Source organism: Roseibium sp. Sym1 (assembly GCF_027359675.1).
Lineage (GTDB): Bacteria > Pseudomonadota > Alphaproteobacteria > Rhizobiales > Stappiaceae > Roseibium.
The window spans coordinates 3,618,783-3,635,367 of the sequence record NZ_CP114786.1 but is presented as its reverse complement, the minus strand read 5'-3'; the positions used below and the strand labels follow the sequence as shown (position 1 = coordinate 3,635,367).

Annotated in this window: 17 protein-coding genes; 2 read left to right on the top strand and 15 right to left on the bottom strand. The window is 60.7% G+C overall.

Features of this window, described 5'->3' with window-relative positions; translation table 11 throughout:
- Positions 1–67 precede the first annotated feature (67 nt).
- From O6760_RS16460 to O6760_RS16405, 12 genes are all read right to left on the bottom strand, one after another.
- Positions 68–1,480, bottom strand: coding sequence for a 3'-5' exonuclease (locus tag O6760_RS16460; RefSeq protein ID WP_269580800.1), 1,413 nt, complete (start codon positions 1,478–1,480; stop codon positions 68–70).
- Positions 1,480–2,001, bottom strand: coding sequence for a hypothetical protein (locus O6760_RS16455; protein WP_269580799.1), 522 nt, complete (start codon positions 1,999–2,001; stop codon positions 1,480–1,482). Before O6760_RS16455 ends, O6760_RS16460 begins: the two co-directional genes overlap by 1 nt.
- A 57-nt stretch (positions 2,002–2,058) precedes the next feature.
- Positions 2,059–3,888 carry a DUF294 nucleotidyltransferase-like domain-containing protein gene (locus O6760_RS16450; RefSeq protein WP_269580798.1) on the bottom strand — a complete coding sequence of 610 codons (1,830 nt, stop codon included), beginning with the start codon at positions 3,886–3,888 and terminating at the stop codon, positions 2,059–2,061.
- Positions 3,889–3,995: 107 nt separating this feature from the next.
- The gene (locus O6760_RS16445) at positions 3,996–5,780 is read right to left on the bottom strand and encodes a sodium:solute symporter family protein (protein WP_269580797.1); all 1,785 of its coding nucleotides are present in this window, start codon (positions 5,778–5,780) and stop codon (positions 3,996–3,998) included.
- 12 nt (positions 5,781–5,792) lie between these two features.
- Positions 5,793–6,053 (bottom strand): DUF4212 domain-containing protein, encoded by a 261-nt coding sequence (locus O6760_RS16440; protein ID WP_269580796.1) that lies wholly within the window; start codon positions 6,051–6,053, stop codon positions 5,793–5,795.
- A 693-nt stretch (positions 6,054–6,746) separates the two neighbouring features.
- Complete coding sequence (locus O6760_RS16435) at positions 6,747–7,748, bottom strand: ABC transporter permease (protein ID WP_269580795.1); 1,002 nt, start codon at positions 7,746–7,748, stop codon at positions 6,747–6,749.
- Between the two features lie 9 nt (positions 7,749–7,757).
- Entirely contained in the window at positions 7,758–8,783 is a 1,026-nt protein-coding gene (locus O6760_RS16430; protein ID WP_269580794.1) for an ABC transporter permease, read from the bottom strand.
- Entirely contained in the window at positions 8,780–10,312 is a 1,533-nt protein-coding gene (locus O6760_RS16425) for a sugar ABC transporter ATP-binding protein (protein WP_269586292.1), read from the bottom strand. Before O6760_RS16425 ends, O6760_RS16430 begins: the two co-directional genes overlap by 4 nt.
- Positions 10,313–10,416: 104 nt before the next feature.
- Entirely contained in the window at positions 10,417–11,538 is a 1,122-nt protein-coding gene (locus tag O6760_RS16420) for a substrate-binding domain-containing protein (RefSeq protein ID WP_269580793.1), read from the bottom strand.
- A gap of 93 nt (positions 11,539–11,631) precedes the next feature.
- The gene (locus O6760_RS16415; RefSeq protein WP_269580792.1) at positions 11,632–12,366 is read right to left on the bottom strand and encodes a FadR/GntR family transcriptional regulator; all 735 of its coding nucleotides are present in this window, start codon (positions 12,364–12,366) and stop codon (positions 11,632–11,634) included.
- 106 nt (positions 12,367–12,472) lie between these two features.
- Positions 12,473–12,874, bottom strand: coding sequence for a hypothetical protein (locus tag O6760_RS16410; RefSeq protein ID WP_269580791.1), 402 nt, complete (start codon positions 12,872–12,874; stop codon positions 12,473–12,475).
- A 54-nt stretch (positions 12,875–12,928) separates the two neighbouring features.
- On the bottom strand, positions 12,929–13,384 hold the full coding sequence (locus O6760_RS16405; protein ID WP_269580790.1) for an Lrp/AsnC family transcriptional regulator: 456 nt from the start codon (positions 13,382–13,384) through the stop codon (positions 12,929–12,931).
- Between the two features lie 122 nt (positions 13,385–13,506).
- Here O6760_RS16405 and O6760_RS16400 point away from each other — a divergent pair, with 122 nt between their 5' ends.
- Positions 13,507–14,346, top strand: a complete 840-nt coding sequence (locus O6760_RS16400) for a PhzF family phenazine biosynthesis protein (RefSeq protein ID WP_269580789.1) — start codon at positions 13,507–13,509, stop codon at positions 14,344–14,346.
- 81 nt (positions 14,347–14,427) lie between these two features.
- Here O6760_RS16400 and O6760_RS16395 read toward each other — a convergent pair whose 3' ends face one another.
- Positions 14,428–14,949, bottom strand: a complete 522-nt coding sequence (locus O6760_RS16395; RefSeq protein WP_269580788.1) for a CBS domain-containing protein — start codon at positions 14,947–14,949, stop codon at positions 14,428–14,430.
- 83 nt (positions 14,950–15,032) lie between these two features.
- Here O6760_RS16395 and O6760_RS16390 point away from each other — a divergent pair, with 83 nt between their 5' ends.
- Positions 15,033–15,218 (top strand): hypothetical protein, encoded by a 186-nt coding sequence (locus O6760_RS16390; protein WP_269580787.1) that lies wholly within the window; start codon positions 15,033–15,035, stop codon positions 15,216–15,218.
- Here the strand turns inward: O6760_RS16390 and nqrM are convergent.
- Together nqrM and O6760_RS16380 are read right to left on the bottom strand one after the other, a co-directional pair.
- Positions 15,215–15,463: a (Na+)-NQR maturation NqrM gene (nqrM, locus tag O6760_RS16385; RefSeq protein WP_269580786.1), complete on the bottom strand. Its 249-nt coding sequence runs from the start codon at positions 15,461–15,463 to the stop codon at positions 15,215–15,217. The genes O6760_RS16390 and nqrM overlap by 4 nt on opposite strands.
- A gap of 18 nt (positions 15,464–15,481) precedes the next feature.
- Positions 15,482–16,474: an FAD:protein FMN transferase gene (locus tag O6760_RS16380; protein WP_269580785.1), complete on the bottom strand. Its 993-nt coding sequence runs from the start codon at positions 16,472–16,474 to the stop codon at positions 15,482–15,484.
- Positions 16,475–16,585: the final 111 nt, after the last annotated feature.

Below are 16,585 nucleotides of genomic sequence, written 5' to 3'. Positions count from 1 at the left end.
TCATGCCGGATGGCATCTCCGTCAGCCCGTCACCTGGCGTGTCCGTTTCATCAAACGGACCGTCTCTTCAGTTGAGGTCCTTGAGCAGCCGCCCGTGCTTGCGCGTCTGTTCAACGACAGCGCCGAAGGTGTCATGGCCAAGTGACGAGAGGATCGGCAGCAACCTGCACAGGGCCTCGGCCGTGGCATAGGCGTCGCCGAGGGCCGTATGCCTGAGCCCGGCTGGAATGGTGACCCCAAGACGGGCACACAACGCGTCAAGGGTATGCTCTTCATTGGTGCCGAACACCACGGCCGACAGGAGCACCGTATCCAGGATCGGATGATCGAAGGACAGGCCGGCCCGTCTGCCATGCTTCTGCAGGAAAGCCATGTCGAACGGAGCATTGTGGGCCACGATAACGGCATCGTGGGCAAAGTCGTGAAACTGCGCAACCGCTGTGGCCGGATCCGGTGCATCGGCCACCATCTCGTCGAAGATCCCGTGAACCTTCGTTGAAGCCGGCGGGATCGGACGGCCCGGATTGACCAGCTGGTCCAGCACCTCTCCCTCCACGAGCCGGCCGTTGACAACGCGGACGGCACCGATCTGAACGATCTCGTCCTTGTTCGGCATCAGCCCGGTCGTTTCCGTGTCGAACACGGCGAAGGTCAGGTCCTTCAGGGGAATCTTCATGAGCGCGCGTTCGCTGCTACGCTCCGACAAGTCGAAATCGTAAATGAGCGGCCGGGAGGCTTCCGGCGACATCCTCGCACCAGCGTCGTCGATCAGGATCATGTAGCCGGATGCTTCGCTGAGTTTCTTGAGACGCAGCTGAAACTCCAACCTGTCACGTGTCCCGCTCACCCTGACATCGATCTCCTTACGGCTACCATCAAGCTGGTGAAAAGCCTCAAGCAGTTCGGTTTCAGAAAAATAGTCGAAGATCGATGCACTCAGTCTCGGCACCTGCACCTGGCCGAGAATGTCCGCGGCCTGCCCGTCATAAAGCATGATACGGTGAGCTGGGCTCACCAGAACGATCGCGACCGGGATCTCCGTCAGGAGAAGGGCCAGATGCGCACGTTCGGCCATCAGGCGCGACGTTTCCCTGGCCGCGGGGCCGTCTGCTTCACCCGAAATCTGCGACAGCCGCCCGGTCACCGCCTGCAATGCCGGCGCAAGATCACCGAGATAGCGCGCTTCCTCAAGATCGAGGCCGGGTGCCGCGTCGGCATGCGCGCGGGTACGCATTGCCGCCGCCAACCGGTTGATCGGCTTGGCAACGTTTTCGTCGAAGAGGAGCCAGACCCCCGCCAGGATCGCCAGCAGACCGAAGCTGGAGAGAACGCCGGCAAACAGGAAGCCGGACAAAATGTCGGTCTCACCGGTTCGCCTGTAGCCGAAATAGAGCGCCGCCAGAACAACGCAGCCGCTTGCGGCGGCAACGCCGGCAAACATCAGGAAGATACGAAGCCGCAGGTTGAAGCCGGTCAGCATCACCCCGCCCCGCAAATCGTGGAAACGATGGCATCCTTATCGGAAACAGGTGTCCAGGTGATCCCTTTGACGGCGCCATCAGCCTCGAAACTGACACCATCGACCAGGGCAGCGCGTCGCAGCTCTACGCAATCCGCGATCACGGGCAGTTTGTTGACCGGCGACCAGCGTCCGAAGAAATAGGCGTCGACCAGACGCAACCCAGGTTGCTCCGGATGGGTCTGAAGCGAGGCCATGTCGATCGCGACAAATCGTTCGACAAATGGCACGACATAGGTCCACGGACGGTAGAAAGCCCTGCTTTCAACGGTTTGGGCAACGACCACACTTTCGGGCAACGTCTGCCGGGTCCGGTCATACCAGCCGTATTCACTGGCGATTGTGGTCAAAAGCATGGCCGCACCGGCGGCAACAGGCGCGAACCAGCGCGGCAGCCGCCCTCCCAATAACCGGTTGAGCAGCATAACCAGCCCGGCGCCCGCCACACCGGCAACCAGCGTTGCGATCAGTTCCACGAACATCGTTTCCTCCCGGCAGTTTCGACCCGCGGCTCCAACGCTGGCCTCTGCCTGTTTCAATCAGCTCAGCATGCCTCGTCCATGCCCCACCGCCGATTGCATCGTCTTGACCACAACAAAGGCGTCCCGCAAATGGCTCCGCTCGAAATCCGAAAGACTGGAGGGCTGCAGGAAATTGTCCGGTGCGGATCCGTGTTTCACCAGGTTCGCCTGATGCAGTAGGCGGGTTTCGGCAATGAGGTCATAGGCATCCAGAAGATCGCCAGCGCCCGACAGGCTGAGCTGCCCCCTCTCACGCGCTTCTTCCAGGCGAGCCCTTGTGTTGACCTCGCCGATCTGCCCGCGCAAGGCATAGATACGCGCGAGATCGACCACCGGCACCACGCCGTTGTGTTTCAGGTCCAGCGTGTTCTTGTTTTCCCCCGAGCGGATGGTTGCCAGGCCGCGCAGAAGATTGAGCGGAGGTGTGTGTTTCAGCGAATTGCTGATCATGTGGGCCACGAAAATCGAGTTTTCGCTTGCCGCTTTCAGCGTCTCCCCTTGCAGATCCTGAAAGAGGCTCTTGTCGCCACCGATAGGCCTGAGGTCAAACATCACCGAGCTGAGCATCTGGGCTTCCGGATTTGGCTTGGCAATCCAGCCGTCAAAATAGCTCTTCCAGACAGCGACCGGCTGGCACCAGCGCGGATTGGTAGCCATCATCTCCCCGGGGCAATAGACATAGCCACAGGTATTGAGGCCATCCGAAACGAACCGGGCCAGGTCGGCGAAATAGCCGGTCCTGTCTTCCGGCCTGACCTCGTCATCCAGGAAAAGGCAATTGTCCTGATCGCTGACGCCGGTCTGTTCCTGCCGGCCTTGCGATCCGCAGGCGAGCCACAGATACGGCACGGGCGGCGGCCCGAGCTTCTCCTCGGCGAGCACCAGCAGGCGGCGGGTTGCCGTGTCGGCAATGTCTGTAATGAGCCGGGTCACCACTTCGTGCCGGCTGCCACCGGCCACCAGCTGCACCAGCAGCCTGGGGATCCGGGCCGTGACCTTGGCAATCTCTTCCGCATTGCCACAGCGGGAAATCTCGGCAACCAGCTCTGCGGAACTGATGGCCTGGAAGGCGGTCAGATCGGTCTGCGTGACAATGCCCGCCAACCGGCCTCCTTCGACAATGGGCACATGCCCGATCCGCCTTTCCATCATCAGATGCAACAGGTCGGACCCGATCGCGTTCGGGGTCAGGGTAACCGGATCGGCCGTCATGATGTCCCCGACAATCGTGTCCGAAGGGCGGCCTTCTGCGAGGACCTTCCCCGACAGATCCCGGATCGTGACGATCCCGACCAGCCCGCCGTCCTTGTCCAGCACACATAGTGAGGACACGTGATTGTCGCGCATCACCTGTGCCGCCTGCTGAACCGGGTCGTCAGGCCGGCAGGTGAGCGGAGACGTCGACATCAGCGTCTTTGCACGCGTCAGCGCCAGCTCATTGCCGCTCGCCTGCGTCTTGCGGGCCCGGTCGAAGAAGCGCGCCACGCAATGCTGCGTCGCGATCAGGTCGTGGAACACGTCGGGCGGCACCACCAGCAGCGTTGTATCCTCGCTGGTACGCGCCGAGGTGACCGCAATGCCGTCCAGCATCAGGCCGCGTTCGCCGAAACTGTTGCGTTGACGGAGCTGGCTGAGAACCTCGCCGTTTTCGTCCCGGATCTCGACAGCTCCCTCGAAAATCAGGAACAGCCCTTTCAACCGGTCACCGAGATCGTAAACGACCATGTCTTGCGCCAGCCGCCAGGCTTCGATCCGACGCGACAACACTTCCTGTGCCGCCTCGGGCATCGCATCATAGGGATGCACGGATTTCAGGAACTGCAGGATCTGATCGGATGACAGGGGCATTTGGCTGACCTGGCTGTTAAAACCGAAAGATCCTGCCCGGTATAGACCGGGCAGGACAAGTCTGGGAGGTTGGGGGAGCCGTCAGCCGCCTCCCCCTTGAGCTTGCGTCAGTGCGCCTGGGCAGCGCTTGCGCCGCGCGGAACCCGGACACTTTCAACCAGGTCCTTGATCTCCTGCGGTGTTTCCTTGGTCATGCCGGAGACAACATATGCCACCACGAAGTTGACCAGGGCTCCGACCGCGCCGAACGATGTCGACTTGATGGTGCCGAGCAGCGGGTCCGCGTCGGTGAAGCTGTTGGTGTCCGGAATGAAGAACCAACCCTTGTGCAGGAAGATGTAGACAAGGGTCACGACCAGGCCCGCCAGCATGCCGGAGACAGCGCCGGTGTTGTTGATGCGGGTCGAGAAGATCCCCATCATCAGCGCGGGGAAGATCGACGCCGCCGCCAGCCCGAAGGCGAGCGCCACCGTCTGCGCCGCAAAGCCCGGGGGATTGAGCCCCAGATAGGTGGCGACGCCGATGGCGACCGCCATCGCGATCCTTGCGGACAGAAGTTCTTTCTTTTCCGAGATGCCCGGATTGATCGCACCCTTGATGAGATCGTGGGACACGGCCGACGAGATCGCCAGGAGCAGGCCCGCCGCGGTCGACAGGGCGGCCGCGAGGCCGCCGGCGGCGACCAGACCGATCACCCAGCCGGGCAGGTTGGCGATTTCGGGGTTGGCCAGGACGAGAATGTCACGGTTGAAGTTGGTGAGCTCGTTGCCTTCCCAGCCTTTCTCCGCCGCCTTGGCCTGCATGGTTTCGGACTTGTCGTTGTAATACTGGATCTTGCCGTCGCCGTTCTTGTCTTCCCAGCCGAGAAGACCGGTTTTCTGCCAGGTTTCCATCCAGTCGTAGCGGGCATCGTTCTCGATCATTTCCACCGAGACCGCGTCGCCGTCCGTGCCGTTGGGCCACATCATGTCGGTGATGTTGAGGCGGGCCATCGCACCGACGGCCGGCGCCGTGATGTAGAGCAGCGCGATGAACACCAGGGCCCAGCCGGCCGACCAGCGTGCGTCGGAGACCTTCGGAACGGTGAAGAAGCGCATGATCACGTGCGGCAGGCCTGCGGTGCCGATCATCAGCGACAGGGTGAACAGCACCATGTTGAAGGTGTCGCCGTGGTGAGCGGTATAGGAGGCAAAGCCGAGCTCGGTGACCACCTGGTCGAGTTTGGCCAGCAGCGGCTCGCCGCTCGCAACATCCGTACCGAAAAGGCCGAGACCCGGGATCGGGTTGCCGGTGAGCTGCAGCGAAATGAACACGGCCGGGATCGTGTAGGCGGTGATCAGCACCACATACTGGGCGACCTGGGTGTAGGTCACGCCCTTCATGCCGCCGAACACCGCATAGGCGAACACCACACAGGCACCGATCAGCAGGCCGGTGGTGTTGTCGACTTCCAGGAACCGGCCGAACGCGACGCCGACGCCGGTCATCTGGCCGATCACGTAGGTCGTCGAGGCGACGATCAGGCAGATGACGGCCACGATGCGGGCAGTCGGGCTGTAGAAGCGATCGCCGATGAACTCCGAAACGGTGTACTTGCCGAACTTGCGCAGGTAGGGCGCAAGCAGCAGCGCCAGCAGCACGTAGCCGCCGGTCCAGCCCATCAGGTAGGTGGAATTGTCATAGCCGGTGAAGGCGATCAGACCGGCCATGGAGATGAAGGAGGCCGCCGACATCCAGTCCGCGGCGGTCGCCATGCCGTTGGTGACCGGATGAACGCCGCGTCCGGCGGCGTAGAACTCGGAGGTCGAGCCCGCCCGGGCCCAGATCGCGATGCCGATATAGAGCGCGAACGACGCGCCCACGAACAGCAGGTTGATAGTGAACTGATCCATCTTGCCCGGTCCTTACTCTTCGTCGACGCCGTGTTCGCGGTCGAGCCTGTTCATGCGCCAGGCGTAGAAAAAAATGATCGCCAGGAAGACGATGATCGAACCCTGCTGGGCGAACCAGAAGCCCAGGTCGGTTCCGCCCACGCTGATGCCGCTGAGCAGCGGACGCAGCAGAATGCCGAAGCCGAACGAGACCAGCGCCCAAATAATGAGGCTGACGACGATGATGCGCATATTGGCCGACCAATATGCGTTGTTGGATGGTTTTTCGGACATGCAGTCTCCTCCGCCCTAACCCGTTACCACCAGTCAGGCACGACTTTGCTCACGGCCTGATTGCTGCAACGCAGTGTAGTAACAGCGAAGTCCACCCGTTCAAGACTACTTATGTATGCCCTACTTCCGTATAGCGATACTCAAGTCTATAGTCACATTGGATACTGCATAGGTATTTCCCCTAAGGGGCAGGAGTAAAAAACTCCCTGAAATCAGTCCATCAAGCCCAAGAACTTCAGATCTCCGGACTGGCTTTACGGTATACGACAATAATTCGGAACAAAAACGGACCATCGGAAAGACCGAAATTGCCGAGAATTCGATCTTGTCCATATCCGTTCTAGGGAAATGGTTTTGAGAAGGATTTGTCGCACTTGGCCGGACGGACAGTAAAACTGGCCATGGTCTTCGCTTCCACTCGTCTTTTAGGCGAAACGCGTCACGGCAAGGACAACTCCACTGGTGTCCGGTTAAGCAGGAGCCTCTGTGCGCAAACAGGCTTTGCCGCTTGTTCCAGCCTCCCCCAGGAGGCAGGGCAATCGCATTTGGCAGAGCATGGCTCCCTCTCCCGGTGGGAGAGGGTTGGGGTGAGGGAACAAACGCCTGAAAACAGAAAAAAGTCTGCCCCCTCACCCGGACATTAGGTCCGACCTCTCCCAATGGGAGAGGTAAATTTGGCGACTGCGGGCAGGATCAACGTACAAGTTGCTGCCTCCCGTAGAGGAGCAGCATGCCGATGATGACCATGCCGAACACCACCTGTCTGAAAGTGTCCGCGGGCAGGTCCAGTCCGGCCTGTGCGAAAAAACGCTGTGGCTGGACCACCGAAAGCATCGACTGCAGGATCGTGATCAGGATGACACCGGCAACGGTGCCGACATATTTCCCCCGGCCTCCCAGAACATTGGTCCCGCCAAGTATGACGGCCGCGATTGTCGGCAGCAGATAGGGATCTCCCATGGCCTGATAGGAGCGATTGGCCCATCCGGCCAGAAGAATGCCTGTCATGGCGGCACAGGCACCGGACAGGATGAAACAGATCAGGATCACTTTTCGCGTGTCGACACCGCTCAGGAAGACCGCGCGCTCCTGGTTTCCGATTGCATAGATCCGGCGGCCCAGGGTCGTGCGGTTCAGCATGTACATGATTGCCGCGCCCAGGACGATCCAGATCAACAGGGGATTGGGAACGCCCGGGACAAGATGGCCGACCGCCAGCTCCCGCATGAAGGGCGTTGCCCGGTCCTGGGGCGCAAAGCCGCCGGTGTGATACACCATCAACCCTTGTGCGACCGCATTCACGCCAAGCGTGAAAATCATGGCAGGTGCCCGCAGGTAGGCAACACCCAGCCCGTTGACGGTGCCAATCAGCGCACCGCAGAAAACACCGAAGGGAACCGCCAGCGTTATTCCCCACTCCGGACCGAAGAAACCGGTGGCACCGGTTGCCATCATGGCCCCCACGGCAATGCTCCACGGGATGGACAGGTCGATATATCCCAGCAGAATGACCAGCATCACGCCGGACGCAACGACGCCCAGAAAGGACGCCGTGTGCAATTGCTGCAGCAGGTATTGGGGCGACAGGAAAGCCGGTTCGGCAATGGCGCCGATCACGAGGAGAATGACGATACAGGCGAACGCGATCAGCGTTGCACGATCGAACTGTTTCAGGATGACGTTTGCAGCGTCCATGAGCGTGCCCTACCGATACAGGTCAAGTTTGTTTTTGATCCGCAACACGCGCAGCGATCCCAGGCTGACGGCAACCAGCAGAACGATGCCGACGAAGAGCGGCTGCAAGACGGGATTGATGTCGAACACGATCAGAAGATCGCCGACGGTCCGCATGACGAACGCACCGAAGATCGAGCCGATGGCACTTCCCACGCCGCCGAAAAGCGAGGTGCCGCCGATCACGACGGCACCGATGGAATTGAGCGTGTAATCGTTGGCGATCGATATCTTCGCGGCACCCGAATAGGTGATCGCGGTCAACAGCAGCCCGGCGATTGCCGCGAACAGGCCCGACAGGGCATAGGCAAGGATTTTCGCCCGGTCGACCGGTACACCGGACATGTAGGCTGCCTGTTCCGAAGAACCGATCGCGAAAGCGGCCCGGCCAAGCACCGAGCGGCGATAGGGAACCCAGATGAACAGGACGACAGCCAGGAGAAGCAACACCGAATGGGGTATCGCGTGGGTCGAGCGCGTCATGAAGTCAGCCAGTTCGAAATTCACCGATCCTCCTGGCTGGGGACGGATCGCCAGGGAAATGCCGAAATAGACGGCGCCCATCGCCAGGGTCACGATCAGCGGCTGCAGGCGGCCGTAAACGATGATGGCGCCATTGGTGGCACCACACAGCAACCCCACCAGGAGAACTCCGACAATGCCGAAAGCGGTCGAGACGGGATCGCCGGTGACGATCGTCGATGCCAGACAGTTGGACAAGACGAAGATCGCGCCGACGGACAGGTCAAGGCCGCCAGTCAGGACCGGCAATGTCTGGGCCATGGCAACCAGCGCCAGGAGTGCCCCCTTGTTCGCCGACGTGTTGATCACGTTGGCGGTCAGTCCGACGGGCTGTTGCCAGCCGTAGACGGCGAACATCGCGGAGAAGATCAGCACGGCAAACAGGATGCCGCGCTGCGCCTGCGAAAGGTGCAGCCTGAACACGCCCTGAAGGTAGCGTGTCTCTTCGGCTGTTGACTGGGTAAACAGGCTCATAGTGCGGCCTCCCGCGTGTGTGCAGCCATTGAGGTTTCATCGGCACCGGCAGGAAGGTTCAAGGCAGCCGACACGAGGTTCTTTTCGTTCAGGTCACTGCCGCTGAGTGTGCTGACAACCGCGCCGTCATACATGACCAGCACCCGGTCGCAGCATCCGATCAGCTCGTCGTAGTCGGTCGAGTAGAACAGGATTGCGGCGCCGTCCGAAGCGAGCTTCTGGAGAAGCTGGTAGATTTCCTGCTTGGTTCCGACATCGATACCCCGTGTGGGATCGTTAAGCAGAATGATGCGCGGCTTGGTCATCAGCCATTTGCCGATAACCACTTTCTGCTGATTTCCGCCTGACAGGGCGCCAACAGGACCATCGATGCCGTCCGCCTTGATCTTGAGCAGTTCGACAATCTCGTCGATGGCATTTTCTTCAGCGCGCAGGTCGACAATTCCGAAACGGCTGACCTTCTCGACCGCCGCAAAGGAAAGGTTCTCGCGAACCGTCATCGGCAGCATCAGGCCCTCGTGCTTGCGATCCTCCGGCACCAACGCGATGCCGAATGCGTCGGATTTTGCCTGTTGCGGGCTTTTCAGTGGGGCCGACCGGCCATCGATTTCGATTGACCCGCTCGCACCGATCAGCGTGCCGAACAGACCGAGCAGCAACTGGCGCTGCCCCTGCCCGTCAAGGCCGCCGAGTCCGACGATTTCGCCGGGGCAGATGTCGAGATCGATACCCTTGAGTTCGTTGCCCCAGCTAAAGTCGCGCATCCTGAGGATCGGTGCCACGCCGGACTTCCCGCCCGCCTTGCCGGGGAAGACACTGTCGTATTCCCGGCCGATCATCATTTCGACGATGGCATTGTCCGACTTGCTGCCGGCCTTGAAGGTTTCCACCTTGCGGCCGTTTCGGTAGACCGTGCACATGTCCGCCAATTCGGCGATCTCGTGCATGCGGTGGGAAATGTAGATGATCGCCATGCCTTCGGCGCGCAACCGATGCAGCATGCTGAAGACCTTCTCGACATCGGCAGCGGTCAATGCGGATGTCGCCTCGTCGAGAATGAGGATTTTGGGTTTGCGGGCGAGGGCCTTGGCGATTTCCACCATCTGCCTGCGCGACAGTGACAGGTCCTTGACCGTTGCCCGGGGATCGATGGTCTCGCCACCAACCCGGGCAAGCGCTTCCTCCGCGATGCGCCGCTGGGCACGATAGTCGATCAGCCCGAAACGGCCGGGCGGACGGGTGATGCTGATATTGTCGGCAACCGTCAGCTCGGGCAGCAGGGAAAGCTCCTGGAAGATGCATGAAATTCCGGCATCGTTCGCTTCCTGCGGATTGGAGAAACAAACCGGCTCCCCATCCAGTTCGATCGTGCCGGAATCCGGCTGAACCACGCCCGACAGAACCTTGATGAGCGTCGATTTTCCGGCACCGTTTTCGCCAAGAAGCGCGTGGATCGATCCTGGCCGGACCTCGAAATCCACGTCCTGGAGCGCCCGCACACCGCCATAGCGCTTCGAAATGCCCGTCATGCGCAACAGCGCTGATATTTCCGTGACCGTCACTTTGCCATCCCCAACCAGAGCAGTGTTCGCCGGCGACCGGAACGTCGCCGGCGAAACTGCATTTTCAGGCCTCAATTGTTCTTGCCATCCTGCGCCGCGATTTCCTCTGTGGTGAAACCGATGTTGCAGGCCGGGAAATTGTTGCCGGTGAAGGCACTGCCCGGCAGGTCCGGAAAGACCTCGACACCTTCTTCGTATGGTGAGAAGGAGAACGAGGTCGGCAACGCGATCTGCTGCGGAATGACTTCCCCCTTGAGCGCCGCCAGGGCAACCTTGATCGTCACGGCGGATTGCGCGGGGCCGGTGCCACCGGACTGACATTCCATGCCCTTGTCGTGATATTCGTTGCACAGGAGACGGAAGGCGTTTTCATCCTCGCCCACGACGGGAACGATGAATTTGCCGGCATCGATCATTGCCTGTGCCGCCCCTTGCGAACCGGCCTCGACATAAATGCCGTCGAACATGCCCCCCGCCGCGATCGCGTCTGCTGTCACTTTCTGGGCGTCGCCCGGGTTCCAGTTGCCGACAACTTCGGTCACGTTGAATTTGCGTCCGGTGTCTTCAAGCGCCGCGTGAAAGCCTTCCGCGCGTGCAATATCGACCGGCTGGCCCGCAGGACCACGCACGAACAGCAGATCGGCCTCGTCGCCGCCGGTCTTGCCCGCAAGGAATTCACCGGCCTTGTAGCCAATGCCCTTCTGGTCGACATTGATCTGGACGTTCATCGGATCGTCGATGACATTGTCGAAGCTGAGCACGATGACGCCGGCTTCATTGGCTTTGCGCACGACGCCGCCGAAGGCCGCCGTGTTGTTGGCATTCACGATAATGGCGTCGAATTCCTGATCGATGAAGTTGTTCGCCGCGGCAATCTGGGCGGCGATGTCCTCCCCGACGGAGATCACCTTGAACTCCTCGATATCGGCCGCGACCTCGTCCTGTTCGGCATAGGCCTTTGCCACGGCAATCATCTGCACGCGCCAGTCATTGGCGATGAAGCCGTTTACCAGGGCAATCTTGAAGGGCCCTTCGCGTGCCGGCCACTGGAAGTACTTGGTGTCGCTCGAGACAGATGCGAAGCAGTCAGGATCGGCGCCAGGACCGGAAACGGTTTCAGGCGCCGCAACGGCCATCTGGGCAGTCAGCGCCAATACCGCGGCGGCAGTCGGCAATTTCAGTATTTTCTTCATGACATTCCTCCCTTGAGACGCGCCTTCGTTCGTTTCGTTGGCAGGACGGCGCCTTCCTGCCTCCATTTTTCAGGGCGCCTTGCGCCCTCGGTTTCAGCGGGAGCCCTCCAACTCGTCGCTGAAATTCCGGAAACCGATCATGAGGTGGTTGCGCAGCTGAAACTGGAAGCCGAGGCGGTCCCTGGCCGCGAGCGCCGCGATGACCTTCTCGTGCTCGAGACAGGTTTCGGTCTCGAAGGTCCTGCGGGTCTTGCCAAGTTGCATGATCCGCAGGATCACGGGCTTCATCACGTTGTAGACATCGAGAATGGCCGCGTTGTCGAGAATGCTGATCAGGCGGACGTGAAACGAAAAATCGACCTCCGAGGCTTCGGCGATATCGTCGATCTGCCTCAATCCGGCATTGATGCGGCGCAGGTCCACGATGTCGCTCTCCTGAAGCCTGTCGAGGATCTGTTCCGCGGACCCGACTTCAAGCAGATCGCGAAATGCCTGCACGTCACTGAACGTCTTCCGGGACACTTCCATCGTGTTGAAGGAAAACAGCTCGAACGCGCGCGACATCCGGTTGTCGGTGATGGTCGCTCCGACCTTGGGCCTGACTTCGACCAGTCCGTAGGCTTTCAGGATCCGCATCGCCTCGCGCACCGTATTGCGGCCTGCGCCGAACCGTTCACACAGCTCCCGTTCGGTCGGCAGACTGTCGCCAACCTTCATTCCGCCCTTTGTAATGAGACCGCGGATCTGTTCGACCATCACGTCAACGGCAGACCCGCCGATTGACGGCACGCCGGCGGAAGACGTCTCTAAATCCGATTGCGAGCCCATGCCTGCCTCATCGATTAATATTATTAGTAATATTATTTTGTTGGGCCAATTCTTGAATTACTCAATAAACGTTGTCAACGGCATTCCATCCATCGCCCTAAGGGATTCAAAATTTATCTCTTATTTTCTGATGCTTAGATGAAAACAAAGAGCTTCCGGCATTAACGGCAGAAAGGTTCCAAGAGATCATTTGTCCCATGAAATGCGTATTTGCGGTGTTTTGGACGACGGGCCGCCAGCAGGAAAGCTCCGCAGTCCGATGGTCTCGACCGGCATTGCGGACCTTCAACGCTCGCCACGATGTTTCAAGCTGACTTCGGGTTCGGCCCCGATCACCCGGCCCCTGCCGGACGGCGATGACCACGCCCATATCCCGAAGGAACGACCCGGCGGCAACTTCTTGCTTGGCGTAGGCGGAGCGACAACGATCCGCCGCGGCATTGTCACAGACACTGTTTTTGACAATGCCATCCTGCCGTTCGGCGCGGCATGCCGGGGGAATGGGCATGAGGATTTCCCGGCCAACGCTCGAGCCGGCTCGATACTCTGCGGCTTCCGGCCGTTATCTGACCGGGCGCAGCGGCGGCAACCGGTTTTCAAAGATAGAGGATTTCACGATCGATGTGTGCGTTTCGGCGCGCTCGTGGAAAGGCAGCAAGATGTCGTCCAGCTCGGCCACGTCGGCAAGGGCCAGGCGCGTGACATAGCAGTCGTCCCCGGTGACACGATCGCAGGACATGAAGCGGGGCTGTTCCTCGATCATCCGTTCGACCACATGAAGCTGCCCGCTGCGCGGCTTGATCCGGACCAGCGCCTGGATCGTATAGCCGAGCGCACGCAAATTGATCTTCGCACCGAAACCGGCGACATACCCCTGGTCGCGCAGATTGCGGAGGCGCTCACCGACAGCAGGACCGGACAAGTCGACCTCCTTGCCGATATCCGCAAGGCTCATGCGCCCATCGGCTTCGAGGATCTCGATGATCCGGCAGTCCGTCTGATCCAGCGTTTTCGACATGAAGGCAACCACCTCTCAACAGTTTTGATCTGAAGGCGATTTGTGCGAAACACCATCACCACCGCAGGGACAGAAGCCTAGGCCCGCCCTAAAATCCTGTCAAACAAGCACAGGAGTTTCCGATGAACATTCAACGAATTGCAGCCTTCAGCCAGGGATCGGCAGGAGGCAATCCCGCCGGGGTCGTCTTGCTTGAGGAAAGCGCCGACGAAAGGGACATGGCCCGCATCGCGGCCGAAGTCGGCTATTCGGAGACGGCCTTTGCGGTTCCGCAGGACGACACCGGCAAGACCTGGCGTGTCCGCTACTTCTCGCCCGAATCCGAGGTCCCCTTCTGCGGGCATGCGACCATCGCCCTTGGCGCGGCATTGGGACAGCATGGCGGCCCCGGCACTTTCGCCCTGACCCTGAACAATGCGTCGATCTCGGTCGAGACCCGGGAGACCCCGGACGGCATGCTCGCAACGCTGCAGTCCCCGCCGACGCGGAGCCAGGCCCTCTCGGAGGAGGAACGCAAGGAGGCCTTGTCATTGTTCGGTCTGGAGGAAGAGGATCTCGACCCGCGCCTTGCACCGGCACGCATTCATGGCGGCGCGGATCACATCGTGCTGCCCCTGAAGGACCGCGCCCGCCTCGCCGCCATGACCTACGATCTCGACCAGGGCCGCGCCGTCATGCGCCGCCATGGGCTCGTCACGATAATGCTGGTCTTTATCGACGCGGATCAGGCCTTTGTCGCGCGAAATGCCTTCGCCTCCGGCGGCGTGCTCGAAGACCCGGCGACCGGTGCCGCGGCGGCCGCCTTTGCAGGCTATCTTCGTGATACCGGCTGGCCGCATGGCGGCAGTTTCACCATTCGTCAGGGCGAGGACATGGGCAGCCCTTCGCTGATCAAGGTGGAGCTGACGGAAACGAAGGGGGCGCCGGTCCGTGTTTCCGGTGGAACCCGCGAAATCGGCTGACGCCACCCGGATTGGGACAGATCACAGGACACGAGGCATCAGGCATACAGTTGCGCCTGATGCCTCGTGTCGTTCCGGGTTCTATCCCACGATCAGCTGTTTCAGCTGAAGTGCCTCGTATTCCAGCTCCGTCAGCCGATAGTTCACCACGTCGCCGATGGTGATGATGCCGACCAGGCCGTCATCCTCGACAACCGGCAGGTGGCGGAAGCGGCCGTCCGTCATCTTGCGCAAGACCGTGATCAGGGCGTCTTCGGGATGGCAGACCTCGACGGCGGTGGTCATGATGTCCTCGACCTTTTGCGGCAGCGTCTGGCCGGGAGTTTCGGCAAGCCGGCGCACGATGTCGCGTTCGGACAGGATGCCTTGCAGCTTGCCTTCGGAATCCTTCACCACCACGGCGCCGATCCGCTTGTCGCGAAGCATCACGACCGCTTCATGCAGCGTGTTCTGCGGGCGGAGTGAATAAACATCCGATCCCTTTTGATCGAGGATCTTCCGCACGGTCGCGGTTTCATGCTTGAGATTCGTGTCGGGAGTCTGGCTATGCGTGGTAGCGTGCATCTTGTCTTTTCGGCTGGGCGCCTGATAAGAGCTTGGCATGAAAGTGGCTCCTTACTGAATGACCGCCTCGGGCAGTAAGACACAGCTTAACCGAAACTGGTCAGCCTAAGGAACTCTCCAAATTGGCAGAACTATTTCTGACGCCCCTGACCGCGACGATATTCTTCGTGCTCGCCTGCCTGGCGGGCTACCAGTATCGCCGTGTCTGGGTGAAGGAAGGGCCGCGCTGGCAATTGTGGCTGTTCGGCGTGATCGCGGGCGCCTGCCTGGCGCTCGTCGCCTTCATTCCGGTGACCGCGCCAGGTTAGCCGGCACGGTTCTCCTGAGCTTCCATCTCGGAAAGCATCTTGCGGGCCCGCGGACAGGCAAGGCGTTCCCGCAGCGGACTATTGGGATCGATTTCCTTGTTGCAGACCAGGCAATGATCCGCGTCGGCGATCGCGTTCAGCCCACCGCAGCTGCCCTTGATGGTCCGGCCGGAAAAGATCACGCCGACCGCCATCCCGACGATGACGGTCAACAAAAGCGCGAAAGCCAGAACAAAGGTCAGCACGGTTTCGGTCCGTTCGGGTTAGGCCTGAAGGGCAGCAAACGTGTTGCTGGAGGTCGTCACGAAGCCTTTTTCGCCCGCATCGGCATGCCGGTCAATGAACAGAACGGCGAGGTCACGCTGATTTGCGATCTCGAGACCGCGCTCCGTCCCATGTACGAGCAAGGCTGTGGCCCAGGCATCGGCGAGCATGGCATTTTCCGCCAGCACGGTCACCGAAGCGGTCCGGTGGGTGATCGGCCGGCCGGTCTTCGCGTCGATAATGTGCGAATACCGCACGCCGTCCTGCTCGAAATAGTTCCGGTAGTCGCCCGACGTTGCCATGCCCAGGTTGGAGGCGCTGGCGACCTGATAGGCCTGACGGTTGCGGGCATCGGGGGATTCGATGCCGATCTGCCAGTCGAGACCGTCGGCATTGTGGCCGGACACATAGAGGTCGCCGCCAATCTCGACCATGAAGTCATTCAAGCCAAAGCCTTTGACCGCATGTGCCATCTGGTCGATGCCATAGCCCTTGCCGATGGACGGCAGGTAGATCTCGGTATCGGGACGGCTCTTGCGCAGCTGTGTCCCGCTCACTTCCAGACCATGGCTCTGTCCTGCGGCCGTCACCGCCGCGGCCAGCTTGTCCGCTGCGGGTGCGTCATGCCTGCGGCCGCCTTTGGCGCCGAAGCCCCAGGCCTCGATCACCGGGCCGAGGGTGATATCGAACTGGCCATCGCTTGCCAGGTGAACGTCCTTGGCCGCGCTGACGACCCTGGCAAGGTCCTTCGAGACGGTCATCGGCTGGGTCGAGGCATGAGCGTTGAACCGCGACACTTCGGAAGAAGCGTCCCAGTTGGACATCTGCGCGTTGACTTTCAGCAGGCTGTTTTCGATCGCCTGACGCAGGGCGGCCTTGTCCACGATCCGATCATGGTCTAGAGCCGTGACCGAATAACTCGTTCCCATCGTCGACCCTGAGAGTTCGATCACGTCCGCGCCGCCTTTGCAGGCAGCCACAGTGAGCGACATCAGGATGAAACTCCGCCGGGAGAATTTAATGTTAGTTGGCACGATACCAGCCTCCGATCGATCACCTGCGACTTGCGCCGCCATTCAGTCGCGCTTTTCATTGGTTCCGAT

Bases quoted from the DNA above. Each gene is read 5' to 3' on its own strand.
- O6760_RS16395 (WP_269580788.1), bottom strand. From the start codon at position 14,949: ATGCCAAGCTCTTATCAGGCGCCCAGCCGAAAAGACAAGATGCACGCT.
- O6760_RS16435 (WP_269580795.1), bottom strand. From the start codon at position 7,748: ATGGACGCTGCAAACGTCATCCTGAAACAGTTCGATCGTGCAACGCTG.
- O6760_RS16440 (WP_269580796.1), bottom strand. From the start codon at position 6,053: ATGTCCGAAAAACCATCCAACAACGCATATTGGTCGGCCAATATGCGC.
- O6760_RS16400 (WP_269580789.1), top strand. From the start codon at position 13,507: ATGAACATTCAACGAATTGCAGCCTTCAGCCAGGGATCGGCAGGAGGC.
- O6760_RS16420 (WP_269580793.1), bottom strand. From the start codon at position 11,538: ATGAAGAAAATACTGAAATTGCCGACTGCCGCCGCGGTATTGGCGCTG.
- O6760_RS16460 (WP_269580800.1), bottom strand. From the start codon at position 1,480: ATGCTGACCGGCTTCAACCTGCGGCTTCGTATCTTCCTGATGTTTGCC.
- O6760_RS16410 (WP_269580791.1), bottom strand. From the start codon at position 12,874: ATGCCCATTCCCCCGGCATGCCGCGCCGAACGGCAGGATGGCATTGTC.
- O6760_RS16425 (WP_269586292.1), bottom strand. From the start codon at position 10,312: ATGACGGGCATTTCGAAGCGCTATGGCGGTGTGCGGGCGCTCCAGGAC.
- O6760_RS16455 (WP_269580799.1), bottom strand. From the start codon at position 2,001: ATGTTCGTGGAACTGATCGCAACGCTGGTTGCCGGTGTGGCGGGCGCC.
- O6760_RS16445 (WP_269580797.1), bottom strand. From the start codon at position 5,780: ATGGATCAGTTCACTATCAACCTGCTGTTCGTGGGCGCGTCGTTCGCG.
- O6760_RS16450 (WP_269580798.1), bottom strand. From the start codon at position 3,888: ATGCCCCTGTCATCCGATCAGATCCTGCAGTTCCTGAAATCCGTGCAT.
- O6760_RS16415 (WP_269580792.1), bottom strand. From the start codon at position 12,366: ATGGGCTCGCAATCGGATTTAGAGACGTCTTCCGCCGGCGTGCCGTCA.
- O6760_RS16405 (WP_269580790.1), bottom strand. From the start codon at position 13,384: ATGTCGAAAACGCTGGATCAGACGGACTGCCGGATCATCGAGATCCTC.
- O6760_RS16430 (WP_269580794.1), bottom strand. From the start codon at position 8,783: ATGAGCCTGTTTACCCAGTCAACAGCCGAAGAGACACGCTACCTTCAG.
- O6760_RS16380 (WP_269580785.1), bottom strand. From the start codon at position 16,474: ATGTCGCTCACTGTGGCTGCCTGCAAAGGCGGCGCGGACGTGATCGAA.